Raw genomic sequence first — 20,728 nt, 5'->3', positions numbered from 1 at the left:
AATCAATAAGGATTTGTTTTAAGGAAGTGGTGATGACCAAGGCTGTTGAACGCAAGGTGATGAAGGTGCTGGCAGGGGAGACCGTGTTCCCGCCACCTGTCTGGCTGATGCGGCAGGCTGGCCGCTATTTGCCCGAGTACCGGGCGACACGCGCCACGGCCAAAGGCTTTCTCGATCTGTGCTACACTCCGGACCTTGCGGTCGAGGTCACATTGCAGCCTATCCTCAGGTTCGGTTTTGATGCGGCAATCCTGTTCTCCGATATTCTGGTAATCCCCGATGCACTTGATCGGAACGTGCGGTTTGTCGAGGGCAAGGGACCCTTGATGGACCCGATAACACCCGATGGAATTGCCACGCTTGATGGTTCGGGAATGCATGCACATCTGGCGCCTGTCTACGAGACGGTCCGCCGGCTTCGGGCGGAACTGCCCGCTGAAACCACGCTGTTGGGTTTTTGCGGTGCGCCCTGGACTGTTGCCACCTACATGATCGCCGGCCACGGAACGCCGGATCAGGCTCCGGCCCGGTTGTTCGCGATGCAGCACCCGGCTGCATTCGAGACACTGCTTGGCCTGCTTGCCGAGATGTCTGCGGATTATCTGATTGCCCAGATCGATGCAGGGGCTGATGCGGTGCAGATCTTCGATTCCTGGGCGGGTGTTTTGAGCGAACGGGATTTCGCGCGGTTTTCCATCGGACCTGTCAAACGCATGGTTGACCGGATTCGGGCGGAAAGGCCCGGAGTTCCCGTCATCGGGTTTGCCAAGGGGGCCGGAGCGCAGCTTGAGGGCTACCGGGCCGCAACCGGGATTGATTGTGTCGGGCTGGACTGGACCGTTCCGGCAAAGCTGGGCCGGCAGATACAGGCCGGAGGCGCTGTACAGGGCAATCTCGATCCATTGCGCATGATTGCCGGTGGCAGGGCGCTTGATGAGGGTGTTGATGAGGTGCTTGAGACCTACGGCGACGGTCCGCTGATTTTCAACCTCGGTCACGGCATCACGCCACAGGCCGATCCTGAAAATGTCACAAGGCTGATGGAGCGGATCAGGGCCGCTGCACAGCCGTGACGTCTGATACCGCGACCAGTCTCAGCGAGGGCCGCAAGGCCCGCGTCAAGGCCTCTGTGTCCATCGGTGTGGTGATCCTGCTCGCGGTCTTGGCCTGGTGGTTTGACCCGTCCTGGCTTTACGGGTGGCTCAAGGTCTTGCACGTGGTGGCGGTGATTTCCTGGATGGTCGGATTGTTCTATCTGCCGCGCTTGTTCGTCTATCACGCCGATGCCGAAACCGGAGGCGAGCCTGCCGCAACCTTCGTGATCATGGAGCAGCGGCTGGTCAAGGTGATCATGACACCGGCCATGATGGTGTCATGGGCGGTCGGACTGTGGCTGGCCTGGAGCGGGTTCGGATTTTCGGGGCTGTGGTTGTGGGTCAAGATTGCCGCGGTGGTCGGACTGACAGTTTTTCACGTCTTTCTCAGCCGGGCGGCGCGACGATTTGCTGCCGGAGAAAACACGATGACCTCGCGGCAATGGCGGATGGCCAACGAGATTCCAACGGTGCTGATGATCATCGTGGTGATCATGGTGATCATCAAACCCTTCGCCTGATCGCCTCGAAGCGGCGAGATAGCGTCTAGCAAGCTGAAAATTGGCGCATGACGGGGCTTGCAGCGTTTCACGTGAATCGCTATCTATCCCGTTACGTCCTTATGGCGGGCGCCAGTCTCTCTGGTCGGCTTTCCCCAGCTGCATCGAAATGCCCGCCTTTCCCCACGTCGATATAATCAGATTTTGGATTTTCCATGCAGGAAATGAAGCTTCAAGAGCTCAAGAACAAAACTCCTACCGACCTTCTGGCTTTTGCCGAATCAGTCGAGGTGGAAAACGCCGGTGTGATGCGCAAGCAGGAACTGATGTTTGCGATCCTCAAGCAACTGGCTGCACAGGAAGTCGAGATCATCGGCGAAGGTGTTGTCGAAGTGCTGCAGGATGGTTTCGGCTTCATGCGCTCGGCCAATGCGAATTATCTTCCCGGCCCGGATGATATCTATATTTCGCCCTCGCAGATCCGCCGGTTCTCGCTGAAGACCGGGGATACCGTGGAAGGCCCGATTCGGGGCCCGAAGGAAGGTGAGCGCTATTTTGCGCTGCTGAAGGTCAATACGATCAATTTCGAGGATCCGGAAAAGATCCGCCACAAGGTGCATTTCGACAACCTGACACCGCTCTATCCCGATGAGCGGTTCAAGATGGAAATCGACAATCCGACGACCAAAGACATTTCAGCGCGTGTCATTGATCTTGTCGCACCCTTGGGCAAGGGTCAGCGCGGACTGATCGTGGCGCCGCCACGCACTGGTAAAACGGTGCTGCTGCAGAATATCGCGCACTCGATCACAGCCAATCATCCCGACTGCTATCTGATCGTGTTGCTGATTGACGAACGCCCGGAAGAAGTCACCGACATGCAGCGCTCGGTTAAGGGCGAAGTTGTTGCCTCGACCTTCGACGAACCGGCCGTTCGCCATGTCCAGGTCGCCGAGATGGTGATCGAGAAGGCCAAGCGTTTGGTTGAACATGGCCGTGACGTGATCATCCTGCTTGATTCGATCACCCGCCTGGGCCGCGCCTACAACACTGTGGTGCCGTCATCAGGCAAGGTTTTGACCGGGGGTGTGGACGCCAATGCGCTTCAGCGGCCGAAGCGGTTCTTCGGCGCCGCCCGCAATATCGAGGAAGGCGGCTCGCTGACAATCATCGCGACAGCACTGATCGACACGGGTTCGCGTATGGACGAAGTGATCTTCGAAGAATTCAAGGGAACCGGCAATTCGGAAATCGTGCTGGACCGCAAGGTTGCGGACAAGCGGATCTTCCCGTCGATGGATATTCTCAAATCCGGTACTCGGAAAGAGGATCTACTGGTGCCGAAGCAGGACCTGCAGAAGATCTTCGTTCTGCGCCGTATTCTCGCTCCCATGGGAACGACCGATGCGATCGAGTTCCTGATCGACAAACTGAAGCAGACCAAGACCAACAGCGACTTCTTCGATTCGATGAATACCTGACGAATCGCCAGAATCACCGACTCGATTCGATACCGGTACATTTATGCGGGATACGATCTACGCACTATCGTCAGGCCATCCGCCGGCCGGGGTTGCGATCATACGGATCTCTGGCCCCGGTGTTCGATTCGGACTCGAAACGGTATCGGGTCCGATCCCTGAACCACGCAGGGTGAAACTGACAGACATCCGGGACGCTTCCGGATGTCTGCTTGATCAAGGCCTTGTGGTTTTCTTCCCAGGCCCACATTCCTTTACAGGCGAAGATGTCGCGGAGCTGCAGATCCACGGCAGCCGAGCTTCGATATCAGCGGTGCTTGGCGCACTGTCCGGCCTTCCCGGATTTCGCCCGGCCGAAGCCGGTGAATTTACCCGACGCGCATTTGAAGCAGGGCGGATTGATCTGACAGCTGTCGAGGGCCTGTCTGATCTGATACGCGCGGAGACCGAATCGCAGCGCAAGCAAGCGCTTGGCCAGGCCAATGGCGGTCTCAGGGAGCTTTATGAAGGTTGGGCCACGCGGCTTACCTATGCCCGGGCAATGATCGAGGCTGACATCGATTTTTCCGATGAAGACGATATTCCGGGATCAGTCGCCGATCAGATCTGGCCGGAAGTTAAGCACCTGATCGGTGAAATCACTGATCACCTGGCCAGAGCGCGTAATGGTGAAATCGTAAGGAGCGGGTTCAGAATTGCTCTGGTTGGTCCCCCGAATGTCGGCAAATCATCATTGTTGAATTGTCTTGCGCAACGGGATGTTGCAATCGTGTCGGATGTTCCGGGCACGACCAGGGACATCATTGAGGTTCGCCTCGACATCGGTGGACACCTTGTCGTTGTGATGGATACCGCTGGTATCAGGGAATCGGAAGATCAGATTGAACTTGAGGGTGTAAGACGAAGCCTGATGGCCGCAGATACCGCGGATCTGGTGCTCGAGTTACGAAACCTGTATCATCCCACCGAACATCCGATGGATGATTCAGCGTTACCCGCTGACAGATTGGTGGTGTGGACCAAATCGGATTTGGTCGATAGCGATGTCTCAAATTTGCCGGATGGGGATATCGCGGTGTCCAGCAAGACTGGGAGAGGTGTCGAGATGTTGATTGGTTGCATCTCCAATCGTCTGTCCAATCTCGATATCGGTGAGAGTGATGCTCTTCCCACGCGAGAGCGACACAGCCTTCTTTTAAGTGACAGCATCAGGGAACTGCAAATCGCAGTCGATCAATGCGATGACCCTATTGAAATTCGGTCGGAGCATTTACGAAACGCCGCCATCTCACTCGGTGAAATTACCGGTTCCGTCGATGTCGAACAGTTGCTGGGTGTGATATTCTCTGAATTCTGTGTCGGGAAATGATTCACGTGAGACAAAGTCATATAAGATGGATGTGGGTGATTCACGTGAAACATCACCATGGCGTTTAACGATAAGCAAGTTGTGCGGGATAACTGTTTCACGTGAAACATAAAGCTTGACTCTCGGAGGTTTGAAGCCCGACCGAAAGTCATTGGAGACAAGACATGCACTATGATGTTGTTGTAATCGGCGGCGGACATGCCGGTACCGAGGCTGCCGCCGCGTCAGCGCGAATGGGTGCCCGGACCGCCTTGGTTACACACAAATTCGACAGTATCGGAACAATGTCCTGCAATCCCGCGATCGGCGGGCTGGGCAAAGGACACCTTGTGCGTGAGATCGATGCTATGGGTGGGTTGATGGCAGTGGCCGCCGACCAGTCCGGCATTCAGTTTCGTATACTCAATCGTCGCAAAGGGCCTGCGGTCTGGGGCCCGCGGACACAGGCCGACCGCAAACTCTATCGTCTGGCAATTCAGTCACTGCTCCGGACGCAGCCGAATCTCGATTTCATCGAGGCCGAGGCCGATGACATTGTTTCGGAAGATGGCGAGGTTACCGGGGTTGTGCTGAAAGATGGCCGGACGGTTCATTGCTCATCCGTTGTCCTGACAACCGGAACCTTCCTGCGCGGACTGATCCATATTGGAGATCGCAAGATCCCGGCTGGTCGCATGAATGAAGACCCTTCGCTGGGGCTCTCTGGAACATTGGAGCGTGCGGGGTTTGTCCTTGGCAGATTGAAGACCGGTACTCCAGCACGGCTTGATGGTTCCACGATTGATTGGGACCATGTAGAATGGCAGGACGCAGATGTGGATCCCGTCCCGTTTTCCTTCATGACCGAGAAGATCACCGTTCCGCAGATCCGCTGTGGAATCACCAGGACAACGCCGGAGACCCACAGGATCATCCAGGATAACGTTCATCGTTCGGCCATGTATTCGGGTCAGATCGAAGGTGTTGGCCCCCGGTATTGCCCTTCGATAGAGGACAAGATTGTCCGCTTTGGAGAGCGGGATGGGCATCAGATCTTTCTGGAACCTGAGGGTCTGGATGATTCAACCATCTATCCAAATGGAATATCCACGTCTTTGCCGGAGGATGTGCAGGAAGCATTTCTACGAACAATCCCCGGACTGGAGAATGTCAGGATCGTTCAACCGGGCTACGCCATCGAGTACGATCATGTCGATCCGCGCGAACTGCGGCAAACGCTGGAGGCCCGCCGGATCAAAGGCCTGTTTTTGGCCGGACAGATTAACGGCACGACCGGATATGAAGAAGCGGCCGCACAGGGACTGGTTGCCGGTTTGAATGCTGCCCTGAAAATACAGAACCGGCCGGTTTTCATGTTCAGCCGCACGGATTCCTATGTCGGTGTGATGATCGATGATCTGACCAGCAAGGGTGTGAGCGAACCTTACCGGATGTTTACGTCAAGAGCAGAGTACCGCCTGTCGCTTCGGGCAGACAATGCAGAATTGCGCCTGACACCCAAGGCGATCGAGTTGGGCTGTATTCCCGAAGATCGTAAATCCAGGTTTGTCTCCCATCTCGATTCGCTTACGAAATGTTTGAATGATCTCAAGGGTCGCAACCTGTCGCCGTCTGAAGCGATGAAACACGGGTTGTCGCTGAACAAGGACGGTATTCGCAGATCGGCATTTCAGTTGTTATCCTATCCGGATGTAACAAAGGAAACGCTGGTGTCGATCTGGCCGGAGCTTGCCCTGCATGGTGACAGGGCTTTGGATGCCGCCGCAATAGATGCAATCTATGCTGTCTATATGGAACGGCAAATGCAGGACATCGCGCAGCGACGCAGGGAAGAAAATCGATTGATCCCGGAACATTTCCGCTATGCAGACCTGCCGGGCCTTTCCCAAGAACTGAAACAGAAGCTCGACAAGATCCGTCCACCGTCGATCGGACACGCAGAGCGTATTGAAGGAATGACTCCCGCGGCAATTGCATTGCTCCTGGCTTATTTGCGAAAGCCGGGCAATGGGGCTGCTGAAAGGTCGGTGGGTTGACCATGGGCTCCCATAATCGTGCAGAAGGGTTTTTCCCGGATTCAGGGTTTGTTTCACGTGAAACATGGGACAGGTTACGGCTTTATGCAGACCTTGTCCGCAAATGGCAGCCCAGCATCAATCTTATATCTCCCAAGACACTGCCTGAATTATGGGAGAGGCATGTTCTTGACAGTGTGCAATTGTTTCGACTCCGACCTGAACCCCTGACCTGGATCGACATGGGCAGCGGCGCCGGGTTTCCCGGACTGGTGACAGCGATTTGTCTGACGGAACGAGACGCAGGCTGGGTTCATCTGGTCGAGAGCAACAACAAAAAGGCTGCGTTTCTGCGTCAGGTTATTTCGAAGACGGGTGCGCGCGCCAGTGTTCATCCGATGCGTATGGAGACCATGAACGCTACGCTCTCCGGCGTCGACGCCATATCGGCCCGGGCGCTCGCTTCGCTGTCCGAGTTGCTGGATTATGCGGCGCCCTTCGCGCGTGAGAACGCCGCGCTTGAATTGTGGTTTCACAAAGGGTTGGATTATCCGGGAGAAGTGCGATCAGCGCGTGACCTATGGGGCTTCGATCTGATAGAACATCAAAGTCTGGCGCGGGATGGATCGGCGATCCTGCAGATCAGCAATCTTTCCAAGCGCAACTAGGCCGCGGACCCTCTCGATGCAACTTTCGAAGAACCGGATCATCACCATTGCCAATCAAAAAGGCGGTGTTGGCAAGACGACCACCGCCATCAATCTCGCCACCGCCCTGGCGGCGATCGGCGAGGAGGTGTTGATCGTCGATATCGATCCGCAAGGCAATGCCAGCACAGGTCTTGGCATTGACCGCAAGGATCGAGGTGTCTCGGCCTATGACTTGCTGACGCAGAATGCTACCGTGAGTGAAACGGTGACCCAGACCGCCGTGCCTCACCTGAGCATCATTCCGTCGACCATGGATCTGCTCGGCGTTGAAATGGAAATTGCGGGGGCGCCTGACAGGGTGTTCCGCTTGCGCAAGGCGTTGCAGGCTCCGGACGCACAACGTTACAGCTATGTGCTGATCGATTGCCCGCCCTCGCTCAATCTCTTGACCATGAACGCGATGGCCGCTGCGCATTCGATTCTGGTGCCATTGCAGTGCGAATTTTTTGCACTCGAAGGCCTGAGCCAGCTTCTGGAAACAGTTGGACAGGTCCGCGACGCGCTCAACCCGACGCTCGATATACAGGGTATCGTGATGACGATGTATGACCCGCGCAACAATCTTGCGCTGCAGGTTGTTGACGATGTGCGGTCGCATTTGGGTGACAAGGTCTACCGGACCCTGATTCCGCGCAATGTCCGGGTTTCAGAGGCGCCGTCCTATGGCAAACCCGCTATTCTTTATGATTTGAAGTGTGCCGGAAGCCAAGCCTACCTGCAATTGGCGTCTGAAGTAATACAGCGCGAACGTAACCGAAAGGCTGCCTGACCCGGAAAGGGCTGCGGCGAAAGTGGATGTAACGATGTCAGAAGATGTTTCGAAAAAGCGCCTCGGACGAGGTTTGGCGGCACTGATCGGAGAAATTGATCAGCCGTCTGCGGCACAGGCGAAGCCGTCCGTTTCGGCTGACCGGCTTGTGCCGATCGAACATGTCAGCCGCAATCCGCGCAATCCGCGCCGCTCGTTCGACACAGCGGATCTTGAAGATCTTTCCCGCTCGATTCGCCAGCACGGTATCGTTCAGCCGATCATGGTTCGCGGTGCCGGAGCGGACCGTTTCGAAATCATTGCCGGCGAACGCCGATGGCGCGCCGCGCAGATGGCCGGTCTGGTCGAGATCCCGGTCATTGTCCGGGACGTGGATGACAAGACGGCGCTGGAAATTGCCATTGTCGAAAATGTCCAGCGCTCCGACCTCAATGCGCTCGAAGAAGCGCAGGGCTATGAGCAACTGATCGCCCAGTATGATTACACGCAAAACGATCTCGGCGAAGTCATCGGCAAGAGCCGCAGCCATGTCGCCAACTCGCTTCGCTTGCTCAAACTGCCTGAAGAGGTCCGCGCCATGCTTGCGGAAGGCGCGTTGTCGGCCGGCCATGCACGGGCCATCGTGTCGACGTCCGATCCGGTGGCGCTGGCCAAGCTGATCGTCCGGGACGGTTTGTCGGTACGTGATGCGGAAAGGCTGGCTCAAAAGGACGCTGAAAAGGCCAATAGTTCCCGGGATCTCGAAACCAAGTCCGCCGGGAGCACCGAGACAAAGGACGCCGATACCGTGGCTTTGGAGAAAAGCCTTACGGACTTCCTGGGTCTCAAGGTGCAACTTGCTCACAAGGGTCAGGGCGGACAGATGCGAATCGAATACAAATCACTTGAACAACTGGACGAGCTTTGCCGGCTATTGGGCGAAAAAAATTAGGTTTCTCAATAAGATAAGTTGCCAATGCATGTCGCGCAGAAGTGTGCAGCGGTTTTGCGGCAACGACATGCAAAAACAAAAAGCTGACGTGCGTCACCTGAATCCGTTTGAACGCGACGCGCGTTAGCGGCTGAGCAGACAGGTGCGTAGCAGAGCCTGGCGTGCAATCGCCGCCTCCAGGTGTGGCCGCCGGCGGGTTTCCAACACAGCTTCATTAAGCCGGCGCATTTCACCATTTATGGCTTCCAGTCGCCAGTGCCGCAGCGCACGCTCGATGATGGGCTTGCGTTTGAAATGAATGCCGCGGCCTTTTTCGGCCAGTGCCTGGGCGGGTTGCCGTTTATGGTTTTCAACCAGTGAACGCATGGCGTCGAGTTGCTCGAACACGACGATGCAGCCGCGCAAAACCAGAAAAACCGAGGTCTTGGAGGCAAGTATCCGTTCAAGCGCGGCTTCGAGGCCTGCAGCGTTGCCTGAAAAAACCGCATCCACCGCGTCGTCGACCGACAGGGCGGCGACATCGCCCATTGCCTCCACCACATCATCGTCGGTAACGGTTCCGGTACCGTGACAATAGAGTGCGAGCTTTCTCAGTTCATTACGGCTGGCCAGACGGTCGCCACCGAGAAGTTGCGACAGGCGCTGGCGCGCATCATTCTGGACGGCAAGGCCGGCATTGCCCAGTTCTTCGTCAATCAGCGCCTGAACCCCGCGTGCATCGTCGGAATAACAGGGAATGGCCAGGCTGGCGCGGCTGTTCTCTATGATCTTGCGAAGCCCGCTGCCCTTTTTGAGGTCTCCGGCCTCAATCAGCAGATGAGACGACCCGGTGTCGCTGTCCACAATGGCTGTCAGAGCCATGATGAGGCCGCGTTCATTGCCGGCATTGCGAAGCCAGACCAGCCTGTCTCCGCCAAACAGGCTGATGGCGCCGAACTCATCGGCCAGACGTCCCGGATCGGAGGAAAGATCGGAAGTTTCCAGGCGGAGAACTGCAAAATCATCCTTGAGATCCACACCGGTCTTGACCGCGACCTGAGCGGCGCGTTCGGAAACGAGACCCCGATCAGGACCGTAAACCAGGACGATCCGGTATGGGGTGCCTTCACGGCGAATGAACGCGGAGAATTCATGGGATTTTATCTGTGCCACGAGGTTCGCCGATCTGGTCCAGGTCCCGATGCATGTCGTGAAATTTTACATCTGTATTGCGATAACGACATGCAGAAACGAACAGGTGATGCGCGTTAGCGGGCGATGGCTGCCACAACATCGGCCCGCACGAGAGCAGCCACTTCCCGCGCAGCCCGGTCTTCCGCCTCGATCTTGGCCCGTACCTGGGCAAATTGCTGTGAGGGAAGGTCAAGCTGTGCGTCCGCAAAGCGGGAACCGGTCTTTACGGTTTCGCCGGTCGCCGCGGATTTGAGCACATAGGTTGCTGTCACTGAGACGCGGGCCGCGGAAAACTCGTTGTCGGTGCCGCCAGGGAGGATGCCGGAGGTGGTGGAGGTTGCCGATAGATTGAGCTGGTAGGCGGCCTCAGTCTGCTCGCCACCAAAACCGAGAACGAGTTCATTGCGCACGGACTGCGCGACGCGTGATCCGGCTTGCGAGACGGAGACGGACTGTTTCTCGCCATCGACTGAACCATAAAGTGGCCGGGCCTGGCAGCCTGCCAGCAGCACCAGTCCCAGACCAACCGCGAGACATCTTGATTTCCATCCCGCTGCGGCAACTTCAGATGACAACATTGACGATCCTCTGGGGTACGATAATGAGTTTTCGCGGCGGATTGCCTCCGGTCGCGGTACGGACGAAATCGAGAGCCAGAACCGCCGCCTCAATGGCAGCTTGATCGGCATTGCGGTCAATTGTCAAATCACCGCGCTTCTTGCCATTGACCTGAACCGGCAAAATGATCTGTTCATCGGTGACCAGGCTGGGATCATAATCCGGCCAGGGCGTCGTCGCCACCATGCCGTCATTGCCGAGCATTTTCCAGCATTCTTCTGCCAAATGCGGCATCATTGGCGCAATCATCAACAGCACCATGTCCGCTGCCTGCTTGCAGGCGGAAACGAGGTCGGTGTCCGCCTTTCCGGCGGCGACATCGGAAAGCGGGGCGGCAAGCGTGTTGACGAGTTCGTAAAGTCTTGCGACAGCCTTGTTGAAGGCAAGCTTTTCAATGTCTTCGCCAACAGCCTTGACTGTCTTGTGCGCGCTGCGTGACACGGTCAGGGCGCGGTCACCGGTTCCGGTTTTTGCCTGGGCGCCGTTCAGGTTGCCGGCTGCTTCGCCGAGCAGGCGCCAGATCCGCTGGACAAACCGGTGCGCGCCTTCTACCCCGGCTTCGGTCCAGATCACGTCACGCTCAGGGGGCGAATCCGAGAGCATGAAGAAGCGGGCCGTGTCAGCGCCATAGCTGTCGATAATGTCGTCGGGATCAACAACATTCTTCTTCGACTTCGACATCTTTTCGATCGAACCGATGGCGAGAGCCTCGCCTGTCGTGGCATGACGGGCCTTGCGCTCGCCATCGATCTCCTCGATCACCACATCGGCCGGGGCGACCCATTCTCCCTTGCCGCCATTGTCGGCACGATAGGTCTCGTGAACCACCATACCTTGCGTGAACAGTCCGCGGAAAGGCTCCTTGAGATCGACATGCCCGGTCTGACGCATGGCGCGGGTGAAGAAGCGTGAATAGAGAAGGTGCAGGATCGCATGCTCGATGCCGCCGATATACTGATCTACGGGCAGCCATGCACTGGCAACCGCGGGATCGGTCGGTGTGTCGTGCCGTGGCGCCGTGAAACGGGCGAAATACCATGACGAATCCACGAAAGTGTCCATGGTGTCGGTTTCGCGCCGTGCATCCTTGCCGCAACCGGGGCAGGCGACGTGCTGCCAGGTCGGGTGGTGGTCGAGCGGATTTCCCGGCTTGTCCAGCGTGACGTCGTCGGGAAGACGAACCGGCAGGTCTGTCACCGGCACCGGCACCACACCGCAGTCGTCACAATGGATCACCGGAATCGGCGCGCCCCAGTAGCGCTGGCGCGAAAGTCCCCAGTCGCGCAGGCGGAACCGGGTAATTGCCTTGCCCAGATTGTTGTCTTCAAACCAGTTGATGGTCTGATCGATGGCTTGTTGGCCAGTCACCTCGGTAAGGCCCGCGAAATGGTCGACATAGACCACTTTTTCTGATTTTGCCGGAACCAGCGCTTCTGCCAGTATAGGGGTATCATCCCCGACCATAAAGAATGCACTGCGAACCGGCAGGCCGTATTTCCGGGCAAAGTCGAGGTCCCGCTGATCATGTGCGGGACATCCGAACACTGCTCCGGTTCCGTACCCCATCAGCACGAAATTCCCCACCCAGACCGGCAGTTCCCGGTCTTCGGTCGGATGCCGTACCTTGAGTTTGGTGTCAAAACCACGTTTTTCCGCCTTCTCCATGGCTTCCTCGGAGGTACCGATGCGGCGGCACTCGGCGTTGAAAGCGGCAAGGTCCGCATTGCCTGCCTCGAGTGCAAGTGACAGCGGGTGGTCAGGCGAGATCGCCAGAAAACTTGCACCGTGCATGGTGTCCGGCCGGGTGGAAAAGCAGGTGACCGTATCAATTTCGCCCAGCGGGGCGACAAGGGGAAAAGGTATTTCGATACCGCGAGATTTGCCGATCCAGTTGCGCTGCATTGTCCGAACTTTTTCGGGCCAGCCGTCAAGGCTGTCGAGTGCGTCATCAAGCTCCTCGGCAAAGTCCGAAATACGGAAGAACCACTGGGTCAAGTCGCGCTGTTCGACAAGTGCGCCCGAGCGCCACCCACGTCCGTCGATGACCTGTTCATTGGCGAGCACGGTCATGTCGACCGGATCCCAGTTGACCTTGGAGTTGCGGCGGTAGATCAGGCCCGCGGCCAGAAAGTCGAGAAACAGGGCTTGCTGCTGCTTGTAGTAGTCAACGTCGCAGGTTGCGAATTCCCGGCTCCAGTCGAGCGACAGGCCCATGGATTTGAGCTGTTTGCGCATGGCGTCGATATTGGCGTAGGTCCAGTCGCGCGGATGGACCTTGTTCTGGATCGCGGCGTTTTCAGCCGGCATGCCGAAGGCGTCCCAGCCCATCGGGTGCAGCACGTTGAAACCCCGGGCCCGCTTGTAGCGCGCCACCACATCGCCCATGGCGTAGTTGCGGACATGGCCCATGTGAATCCGCCCCGACGGATAGGGAAACATCTCCAGCACGTAGTATTTCGGCTCCGGACTGTCATTGTCCGTCTCGTAAATACGCGCCTCTTCCCAGATGCGCTGCCAGCGGATTTCCGCCTGTTTGGGATTGTAACGTTCAATTGCCATGAAGGATCACCAGAAAACCTGTCTGTTTTTGCCGCGACCTTCACCATGAAACCCGTCAAGCGTCAACCATTGAGCGGCATTGGAACCGAAGTTCCGCCCTCCGGGCCGGCTTGAGTTGCGCGAGATGCGACAAAGCTGTCAGCGGTTGACGGATTGGCAAGTTGTCCGGGCTGCGTTAACACCGGGTGACAATTCTAAAAGTATTGGAAGGAAGCAAGGCTTGGACGTGCGGGAAAACCTTGAAAAAGTACGGGCGACGATCGCCGCAGCCGCATTGAGTGCCGATAGAAAGCCGGATTCGGTTCGGCTGGTTGCGGTCTCCAAGACAAAGCCGGTTGATCAGATCAGGCCGGTGATCGAAGCGGGGCAAAGGGTATTCGGCGAAAACCGGGTTCAGGAAGCCCAGTCGAAATGGCCCGGATTGAAGGCTGAAACGTCCGGTATCGAACTTCACCTCATTGGACCGCTGCAATCCAACAAGACCGCGGACGCCGTGGCGCTGTTTGATGTGATCCAAACCGTCGACCGGGAAAAGATTGCCCGGGAAATCGCGCGGGAAATCGACAAGCAGGGCAAATCCCCCGGCCTGTATGTACAGGTCAACTCCGGATCAGAACCGCAGAAGGCGGGAATCGAGCCGGATCAGGCCGATGCATTCCTGACGCTTTGCCGCTCCGATCTGGGGCTGACGATCACCGGGCTGATGTGCATCCCGCCGGTGGATGAAAATCCGGGACCACATTTTGCCTTGCTCGCCAGGATTGCCAGGGACAATGGCATCGAGACCCTGTCGATGGGCATGTCCGATGACTTCGAGACCGCGATTTGCTTCGGCGCGACCGAGGTTCGGGTCGGCTCGGCAATTTTTGGCGCACGCTAATCGATTTGAACGGATTAACTAGTCCAAGGTCTAGTTTCGCGGGCGCAATCAGGCGCTTAGTGTGCCGCGAATTCGGGAAACCGAAACCTGCGCAGGCCGTCAGCCGCGCAGCAGTGACAGGGATTTACTGGAGGAGACGATCATGTCGAGCAGCTATGCCGAGGTCTACAGCAGTTGGCAGAATGATCCGGAAGGGTTCTGGATGGATCAGGCGGCAGCGATTGACTGGTTTGAGAAACCAAAAACCGCCTTTGATCCGGAGCAGGGCGCCTATGGCAGCTGGTTTCCGGATGGAGTGACAAACACCTGCCACAACTGTCTTGACCGGCATGTGGCGTCGGGCCGCGGCGAGCAGGCGGCGATCATCTATGACAGCCCGATCACCGGCGCCAAGCGCAGCATCAGTTATTCAGCCTTGCTGGCCGAAGTTGAGGCCTTCGCCGGAGCACTGGCCGACAAGGGGATCGTCAAGGGCGACCGGATTGTCATCTATATGCCGATGGTGCCCGAAGCCATTGTCGCCATGCTGGCGTGCGCGCGGCTTGGCGCCATTCATTCGGTGGTGTTTGGCGGCTTTGCCGCCTCGGAACTGGCAACCCGTATCGAGGACTGCCAGGCGAAACTGGTTGTAACCGCATCCTGCGGCATCGAGCCGGGACGGATCGTAGCCTACAAGCCGCTGCTTGACGCAGCCATCGAGCATTCACACCACAAGCCCGAAGCGACAATCGTGCTGCAGCGCGAGCAGCATTGCTGTGACCTGATTGAAGGCCGTGACTTTGATTATGACGATCTGATCAAGGCCAATGCCGGGCGCAAGACCGCCTGCACGCCGGTCACTGCCACCGATCCGCTCTATGTTCTCTATACATCCGGCACCACCGGCCAACCCAAGGGCGTTGTGCGCGACAATGGTGGTCACATGGCCGCGCTTGAGTGGTCCATGCATGCGGTCTATGGGCTCAAGCCTGGCGAGGTGTTCTGGGCCGCGTCCGATATCGGCTGGGTGGTGGGCCATTCCTATATCGTTTACGCGCCGCTGCTGCATGGCAACACCACCATCCTGTTCGAAGGCAAGCCGGTTGGAACTCCCGATGCCGGGACATTCTGGCGGGTGATTGCCGAACACGATGTTGCTGTGCTGTTTACCGCTCCGACGGCGTTCCGCGCGATTCGCAAGGAAGACCCGCAAGGCAGCCTGATCGGCAATTATGATCTTTCAGGCTTTCGCGCACTGTTTCTGGCCGGCGAAAGGGCTGACCCGGATACAATCCAATGGGCGGAACGGGTGCTGAACGTTCCTGTCATCGATCACTGGTGGCAAACCGAAACCGGATGGACAATCGCCGGCAACCCGATGGGCCTTGGTCTGTTGCCGGTCAAATACGGTTCACCGGCGGTTCCGATGCCCGGTTACGATGTGCAGGTCATTGATGATGCCGGTCATCCGGTGCCTGCCGGAACGCTTGGCAATGTTGTGATCAAACTTCCGCTGCCGCCTGGCTGCCTGCCGACACTGTGGCACGCGGAAAGCAGGTTTTTCGATTCCTACCTGGCCGAATTTCCCGGTTATTACAAAACCGCGGATGCGGGTTTCGTCGATGATGACGGCTATCTGTTCATCATGGCGCGCACAGACGACATCATCAATGTTGCAGGCCACCGGTTGTCGACCGGCGGTATGGAAGAAGCCGTATCCGGCCATCCCGATGTCGCCGAATGCGCTGTCATCGGTATCGCCGACAGCATGAAGGGACAGATCCCGGCGGGCTTTGTCGTGATCAATTCCGACGTCACCCGGTCCGACGAGGAGATCGAAAAGGAAATCGTGAAGCTGGTTCGCGATCAGATCGGTCCTGTGGCGGCGTTCAAGATGGTCATGGTCGTCAAACGTCTTCCCAAGACCAGGTCGGGCAAGATTCTGCGCGCAACCATGCAAAAGATTGCTGACGGCGAAGCCTGGAAGATGCCTGCAACCATCGATGATCCGGGCATTCTCGATGAAATTGCCGAAGTCATGTCAAAGCACGGGATTGCCAGGAAGAGCGATTGACCTTGATCATCAGCCGGGCCACTGTCCGCGCGGACGCATCGCCGCCGGACCGAAAATAGCTTTCGCTTGAGGATGGCTTTGCGCAAAGCATCAGTGATTTGGCGCGATTTTGCGCCGCTCTGGCGGTGTGCGGCGCTGTGTGAAAGGGATCAAGCATGAGACTGGATGGACGAACTGCCATCGTGACCGGTGGCGCCAAGGGTATCGGGCTGGCGATTGTACGCCGTTTGGCCGCAGAGGGCGCGCGGGTGATGATCGCGGATATTGATGAAGCGGCAGGCGCCGCGGCGGTGGAAGCAGGCTCAAGCGACGGTGAAGTCCTGTTTACCGCGGCCGATGTGTCAGAGCGGCTTGATGTCCACAATCTGGTGGCCAAGACGATTGATGCCTTCGGATCGATCAATGCGCTTGTCAACAATGCCGGTATTGTCCACGCCGCTGATTTTCTCGATCTGGAAGAGGCTGATTTCGACCGGGTTCTTAGCGTCAATCTCAAGAGCGCATTCTTGTGCGGGCAGGCGGTGGCGCGCCACATGGTGGAGCAGATCGGCAAGGGCGAGGAACCCGGCTCGATCGTCAACATGTCGTCGATCAATGACACACTGGCGATCGCCAATCAGGTTCCCTATTCGGTCTCCAAGGGCGGCGTCAGCCAGTTAACCAAGGTGATGGCGCTGTCACTCGCGCCGCACGGAATCCGGGTCAATGCCGTCGGCCCCGGCTCGATCATGACCGACATGCTGGCCTCGGTGGCCGATAATCCGGATGTCAGGACCAGGGTCCTGTCGCGCACGCCGCTGGGCCGCATCGGCGATCCATCCGAGGTCGCATCGGTGACGGCGTTCCTGCTTTCTGTCGATGCAAGCTATGTCACCGGGCAGACGATTTACGTCGACGGTGGCCGGATGCCGCTCAACTATACGGTTCCAGTCAAGGAATAACCGCGTCAAAGGCCACCCCGAAAGGGTGGCCTTTTGAGTGATGGGAATTTCTTGTTCTCAAACCGGTTTCAATTGGCGATGAAGCTCATGCGGATTCCAAGCTTTCAAAGCCTGCTTCGTGCGCCGGCACAAAGCCCGCCGGTCATGGTTCTGAATTAGCCGCAAACTGCTTTCAAACGCTTGCCGCCCCGGTAGGGCCTCGCCAGTCCGCTTTCCAGCATGGCGGCGGCAACGTCCTGTGTGCCGGCCTTGAGGTCCGCAAGAACCCGCCCATAATATTTTCCGCCAGATACATTGATCAGTTCAACGGTTGAAAATCCCGCCAGCAGCCGCTCGAGTTCGCTGCGTGCCTGGTCTGCAGCCTGTCGCTCGTCCAAACACCGCGAACGGCGCTCCGGCGTGTCTATGCCGCGCAACCGGACTGAAACGCGAACTGCGTGACCCGGCCAGGGATGGGCATCGACCACAAGTGTGTCACCGTCAATGATCCGGACAATGCTGGCTGACACCGGGACGGCTATGCTGCGCCACTGGCCATCAGCGGCCATTGCACCATCAAGCGCAGCGATTGCCAAACCATGGGCAAGGATGACACCGGGCAACAAGTAGGAGATGATTCGCATGATAAAGGAATATATTCCTTTATCATCTCCAGATCAACAGCGCCAATGGTCAGAAGTCGATGGCGCGGCCATTGATCTCCCAGTCGCCAAACCGGGCCGGGTCGGCGCCACCGCGCCCGCCGACTTCCTTCTCGCGGGACAGCAGCTGGTCCCGCTGTACCTTTCGCCTGGCCTCGGCCTCAGCCAATGCGCGCCGGGCCGCAGGGCTGAGCGTACGCTCGGCTGTCGGACCGGTGTCACTTTTCGCCGCGGTTTCGGATCCGCCGCCGGCCGCCGGTTCAGGCGCATTGCCGGCAATGGTGTCGGGTTTTGGTTCCATGGTCATGGGATGATCCGCCAGATTGCGTTCACATTGAAGATTAGCTTGAAACACCCCATGTTTAACGCCACAAGCGGAAAAAACAAATCCCCGGACCAAATCCCATACGGGGTACTCGGTCGCTGGAAAGGATGACGGGCATGAACCTTGTTCGCACTGCTATGTTGATTGCGTTGATGACCGCCCTGTTCATGGGCGTCGGTTATCTGATTGGCGGCGCCGGTGGGATGATGATTGCATTCATTATTGCCGCGGGAATGAACCTGTTTTCCTACTGGAACTCGGACAAGATGGTGCTGCGCATGCACCATGCGGTCGAAGTGGACGCGCGCACCGCGCCGGAGTTCTATCAGATCGTCGCCGATCTGGCGCACAACGCCGGTTTGCCGATGCCTAGGGTTTACGTCATTCGAAATGCGCAACCCAACGCATTTGCCACCGGTCGCAATCCGCAGAATGCCGCGGTGGCGGCCTCCACCGGACTTCTCGAAGCTCTCAGCGACGAAGAAGTTGCCGCGGTTATGGCGCATGAACTGGCGCATGTTCAGCACCGCGACACCCTGACCATGACAATCACCGCTACGCTTGCCGGCGCGATTTCCATGCTGGGCAATTTCGCTTTCTTCTTCGGAGGAAACCGCAACAACAATCCACTGGGTTTCATCGGTGTGCTTGTGGCGATGCTGGTAGCACCGTTTGCCGCCATGATCGTGCAGATGACCATCAGCCGCACGCGCGAATATGCCGCCGACCGGCGCGGCGCGGAAATTTGCGGCAATCCGTTATGGTTGGCTTCGGCGCTGAAAAAGATTGCCGGTGGCGCCCGCCGTGTCGTCAACGAAGATGCGGAACGCAATCCGTCGACCGCGCACATGTTCATTATCAATCCCCTGAATGGCCAGCGCATGGACAGCCTGTTTTCCACCCATCCGGCCACGGAGAACCGCATCGCGGCGCTTGAAGCCATGGCTGCAGAATTTGCGCCGGCGGCGCCTTCCCCGGCCCCGGCCCCGGCTTCGCCCGGACCCTGGGGCCGCGCCGGTTCAACGCAAAAAGGACCGTGGTCTTGAGCGGTGTCCGGTCTGCCGGATCGCGTCCGGGCTCGGGCAATGCCCGGTCGCGTGCGCGATCAGATGATATGAAACCCGGTCTCGCAGCGCGGCAGGCGGCTGCCCGACTGCTGTCGGCGGTGACCGAAAGCCGGGCCTCGCTTGACGGGCTTCTCGATCCGGCTGGCGGGAATCCGGCCTTTACCGGTCTTGGCGACCAGGACCGGTTGCTGGTGCGGGCGATACTGCTGTCGGCGCTCCGGCATCTCAGGGTGATCGATGCCTTTATCGACCGGCTGGTTGACAATGCGCTGCCGGATGGCGCGCGGGCGCTGCGGCAGGTGCTGCGGGTTGGCGCTGCCCAGATCCTTTATCTCGATGTGCCCGACAGGGCCGCGGTGGATCTGGCGGTGAGCCAAGCTGACGGGGATCCGAGAAACCGGCGTTTCGCAGGGCTGGTCAATGCTCTGTTGCGGCGCATGGCGCGGGAAAAAGACCAGCTTCTGCCGGAACTTGCCGCGGTGACTCCGAACTTCCCCGACTGGTTTGAAAGCCGGCTCATGGCTGTCTATCCGGCCCAATCCGCTGCCATCGTGAAGATCCTGTCCGAACCGCCGGCAATCGATCTGACAGTCAAGGCGGATGCACAGGGCTGGGCCGAGCGGCTGGGCGGCATGGTGCTGCCGACGGGATCGGTGCGTATCGGACGCCCGGAAGGTCCTGTGTCGGGACTTGAGGGCTATCAGGACGGCGCATGGTGGGTCCAGGATGCGGCCGCCAGCCTTCCGGCTCAATTGTTCTCGAAACTGGATGGCCTCGAGATTGTTGATCTTTGTGCGGCGCCGGGAGGCAAGACCGCGCAACTGGTGCTCGCCGGCGCGCGGGTGACGGCTTGCGACCAGTCGGCCAACCGGCTCGAACGCTTGCGCGGAAATCTCGAGAGGCTCGGGCTCGAGGCCGCAACCCGGTTGACCAGAGCCCAGGACCTGGTTGCGCCGGGCGGCTTTGACGGCGTTCTGCTTGATGCTCCCTGCTCATCGACGGGTACGGTGCGACGTCATCCTGACATTCCCAGCACCAAAACGCCTCAAGACATCACACGGTTGGCGCAGGTGCAACGCGATCTGCTCGATCATGCGGCAAGTCTGGTGCGTTCAGATGGCGAACTGGTGTTTTCCAATTGCTCGCTTGACCCCGAAGAAGGTGAGGAGATGGTCGCAGGGTTTCTTGCCGATCACGCCGACTGGAAAATCAAGCCCGCCGATCCGTCGCGCTGGCCCGGACTTGAAGCCGCGATCACACCCGCCGGGGAAATCCGGACCCATCCGGCCATGCTCGGCCATGAGGATCCACGGCTTGCCGGCCTTGACGGATTTTATGCCGTGGTGCTGACGCGGCGGTAAAGGATAAAACAAACCGCCATTCATCGATCGTTGTGAATATTTGAAGTTATCAGCGTGGCGCGTTATCTGCAGGGCGCGGCATCACAGGTGGCCGTGTGTACCCAGGGGAATCGGGTGAAGCAATCATCTGGCGATGATGCTTGCAAGGAAATCGTCGTCCCAAGCGGCGACTTTTCGTCTGAGGCGCAGCGAGTCCTTTCCGGGGGTCATTCGGATGAGGTTGTGGGCCATGTGCTTGAGC

Annotated in this window: 18 protein-coding genes; 13 read left to right on the top strand and 5 right to left on the bottom strand. The window is 58.2% G+C overall.

The window, feature by feature from the left end; translation table 11 throughout:
• Positions 1-32: 32 nt before the first annotated feature.
• The 8 genes from hemE to ABJN75_RS12405 all read left to right on the top strand — a co-directional run bounded on the left by hemE (position 33) and on the right by ABJN75_RS12405 (position 8,869).
• Positions 33-1,073: a uroporphyrinogen decarboxylase gene (hemE, locus tag ABJN75_RS12440; RefSeq protein ID WP_348439911.1), complete on the top strand. Its 1,041-nt coding sequence runs from the start codon at positions 33-35 to the stop codon at positions 1,071-1,073.
• Entirely contained in the window at positions 1,070-1,615 is a 546-nt protein-coding gene (hemJ, locus tag ABJN75_RS12435; protein ID WP_348439910.1) for a protoporphyrinogen oxidase HemJ, read from the top strand. Before hemE ends, hemJ begins: the two co-directional genes overlap by 4 nt.
• A 194-nt stretch (positions 1,616-1,809) precedes the next feature.
• Complete coding sequence (gene rho, locus ABJN75_RS12430) at positions 1,810-3,075, top strand: transcription termination factor Rho (protein ID WP_152011047.1); 1,266 nt, start codon at positions 1,810-1,812, stop codon at positions 3,073-3,075.
• 43 nt (positions 3,076-3,118) lie between these two features.
• Positions 3,119-4,444, top strand: a complete 1,326-nt coding sequence (gene mnmE, locus ABJN75_RS12425) for a tRNA uridine-5-carboxymethylaminomethyl(34) synthesis GTPase MnmE (RefSeq protein ID WP_348439909.1) — start codon at positions 3,119-3,121, stop codon at positions 4,442-4,444.
• A 164-nt stretch (positions 4,445-4,608) separates the two neighbouring features.
• A complete protein-coding gene (gene mnmG / locus ABJN75_RS12420) occupies positions 4,609-6,480 on the top strand; it encodes a tRNA uridine-5-carboxymethylaminomethyl(34) synthesis enzyme MnmG (RefSeq protein WP_348439908.1) in 1,872 nt (623 codons plus the stop codon).
• A gap of 2 nt (positions 6,481-6,482) precedes the next feature.
• A complete protein-coding gene (rsmG, locus tag ABJN75_RS12415; protein WP_348439907.1) occupies positions 6,483-7,127 on the top strand; it encodes a 16S rRNA (guanine(527)-N(7))-methyltransferase RsmG in 645 nt (214 codons plus the stop codon).
• 16 nt (positions 7,128-7,143) lie between these two features.
• A complete protein-coding gene (locus ABJN75_RS12410) occupies positions 7,144-7,938 on the top strand; it encodes a ParA family protein (RefSeq protein ID WP_348439906.1) in 795 nt (264 codons plus the stop codon).
• A 34-nt stretch (positions 7,939-7,972) separates the two neighbouring features.
• On the top strand, positions 7,973-8,869 hold the full coding sequence (locus tag ABJN75_RS12405) for a ParB/RepB/Spo0J family partition protein (RefSeq protein ID WP_348439905.1): 897 nt from the start codon (positions 7,973-7,975) through the stop codon (positions 8,867-8,869).
• Between the two features lie 123 nt (positions 8,870-8,992).
• On the opposite strand, the gene holA is transcribed toward ABJN75_RS12405, so the two are convergent.
• The 3 genes from holA to leuS all read right to left on the bottom strand — a co-directional run bounded on the left by holA (position 8,993) and on the right by leuS (position 13,219).
• Positions 8,993-10,021, bottom strand: coding sequence for a DNA polymerase III subunit delta (holA, locus tag ABJN75_RS12400; RefSeq protein ID WP_348439904.1), 1,029 nt, complete (start codon positions 10,019-10,021; stop codon positions 8,993-8,995).
• 95 nt (positions 10,022-10,116) lie between these two features.
• Entirely contained in the window at positions 10,117-10,620 is a 504-nt protein-coding gene (locus tag ABJN75_RS12395; protein WP_348439903.1) for a hypothetical protein, read from the bottom strand.
• On the bottom strand, positions 10,607-13,219 hold the full coding sequence (gene leuS, locus ABJN75_RS12390; RefSeq protein ID WP_348439902.1) for a leucine--tRNA ligase: 2,613 nt from the start codon (positions 13,217-13,219) through the stop codon (positions 10,607-10,609). The genes ABJN75_RS12395 and leuS overlap by 14 nt, the downstream gene beginning before the upstream one ends.
• A gap of 220 nt (positions 13,220-13,439) precedes the next feature.
• Between leuS and ABJN75_RS12385 the strand changes: the two genes are divergently transcribed.
• The 3 genes from ABJN75_RS12385 to ABJN75_RS12375 all read left to right on the top strand — a co-directional run bounded on the left by ABJN75_RS12385 (position 13,440) and on the right by ABJN75_RS12375 (position 17,093).
• Positions 13,440-14,099, top strand: a complete 660-nt coding sequence (locus ABJN75_RS12385) for a YggS family pyridoxal phosphate-dependent enzyme (protein WP_348439901.1) — start codon at positions 13,440-13,442, stop codon at positions 14,097-14,099.
• Between the two features lie 142 nt (positions 14,100-14,241).
• Entirely contained in the window at positions 14,242-16,152 is a 1,911-nt protein-coding gene (locus ABJN75_RS12380; protein ID WP_348439900.1) for a propionyl-CoA synthetase, read from the top strand.
• Positions 16,153-16,307: 155 nt separating this feature from the next.
• Positions 16,308-17,093: an SDR family oxidoreductase gene (locus tag ABJN75_RS12375; protein WP_348439899.1), complete on the top strand. Its 786-nt coding sequence runs from the start codon at positions 16,308-16,310 to the stop codon at positions 17,091-17,093.
• Between the two features lie 155 nt (positions 17,094-17,248).
• On the opposite strand, the gene ABJN75_RS12370 is transcribed toward ABJN75_RS12375, so the two are convergent.
• Complete coding sequence (locus ABJN75_RS12370) at positions 17,249-17,716, bottom strand: thermonuclease family protein (protein WP_348439898.1); 468 nt, start codon at positions 17,714-17,716, stop codon at positions 17,249-17,251.
• Positions 17,717-17,765: 49 nt separating this feature from the next.
• The gene (locus ABJN75_RS12365; RefSeq protein ID WP_348439896.1) at positions 17,766-18,041 is read right to left on the bottom strand and encodes a DUF1674 domain-containing protein; all 276 of its coding nucleotides are present in this window, start codon (positions 18,039-18,041) and stop codon (positions 17,766-17,768) included.
• A gap of 134 nt (positions 18,042-18,175) precedes the next feature.
• Here ABJN75_RS12365 and htpX point away from each other — a divergent pair, with 134 nt between their 5' ends.
• The gene (gene htpX, locus ABJN75_RS12360) at positions 18,176-19,105 is read left to right on the top strand and encodes a zinc metalloprotease HtpX (protein WP_348439895.1); all 930 of its coding nucleotides are present in this window, start codon (positions 18,176-18,178) and stop codon (positions 19,103-19,105) included.
• 68 nt (positions 19,106-19,173) lie between these two features.
• Positions 19,174-20,487, top strand: a complete 1,314-nt coding sequence (locus tag ABJN75_RS12355; RefSeq protein WP_348439894.1) for an RsmB/NOP family class I SAM-dependent RNA methyltransferase — start codon at positions 19,174-19,176, stop codon at positions 20,485-20,487.
• Positions 20,488-20,728: the final 241 nt, after the last annotated feature.

It is taken from the genome of Hoeflea sp. (assembly GCF_039975035.1).
Classification (GTDB): Bacteria; Pseudomonadota; Alphaproteobacteria; order Rhizobiales; family Rhizobiaceae; genus Hoeflea.
The sequence above is the reverse complement of the archived record's forward strand: the minus strand, read 5'-3'. Positions and strand labels throughout refer to the sequence as shown.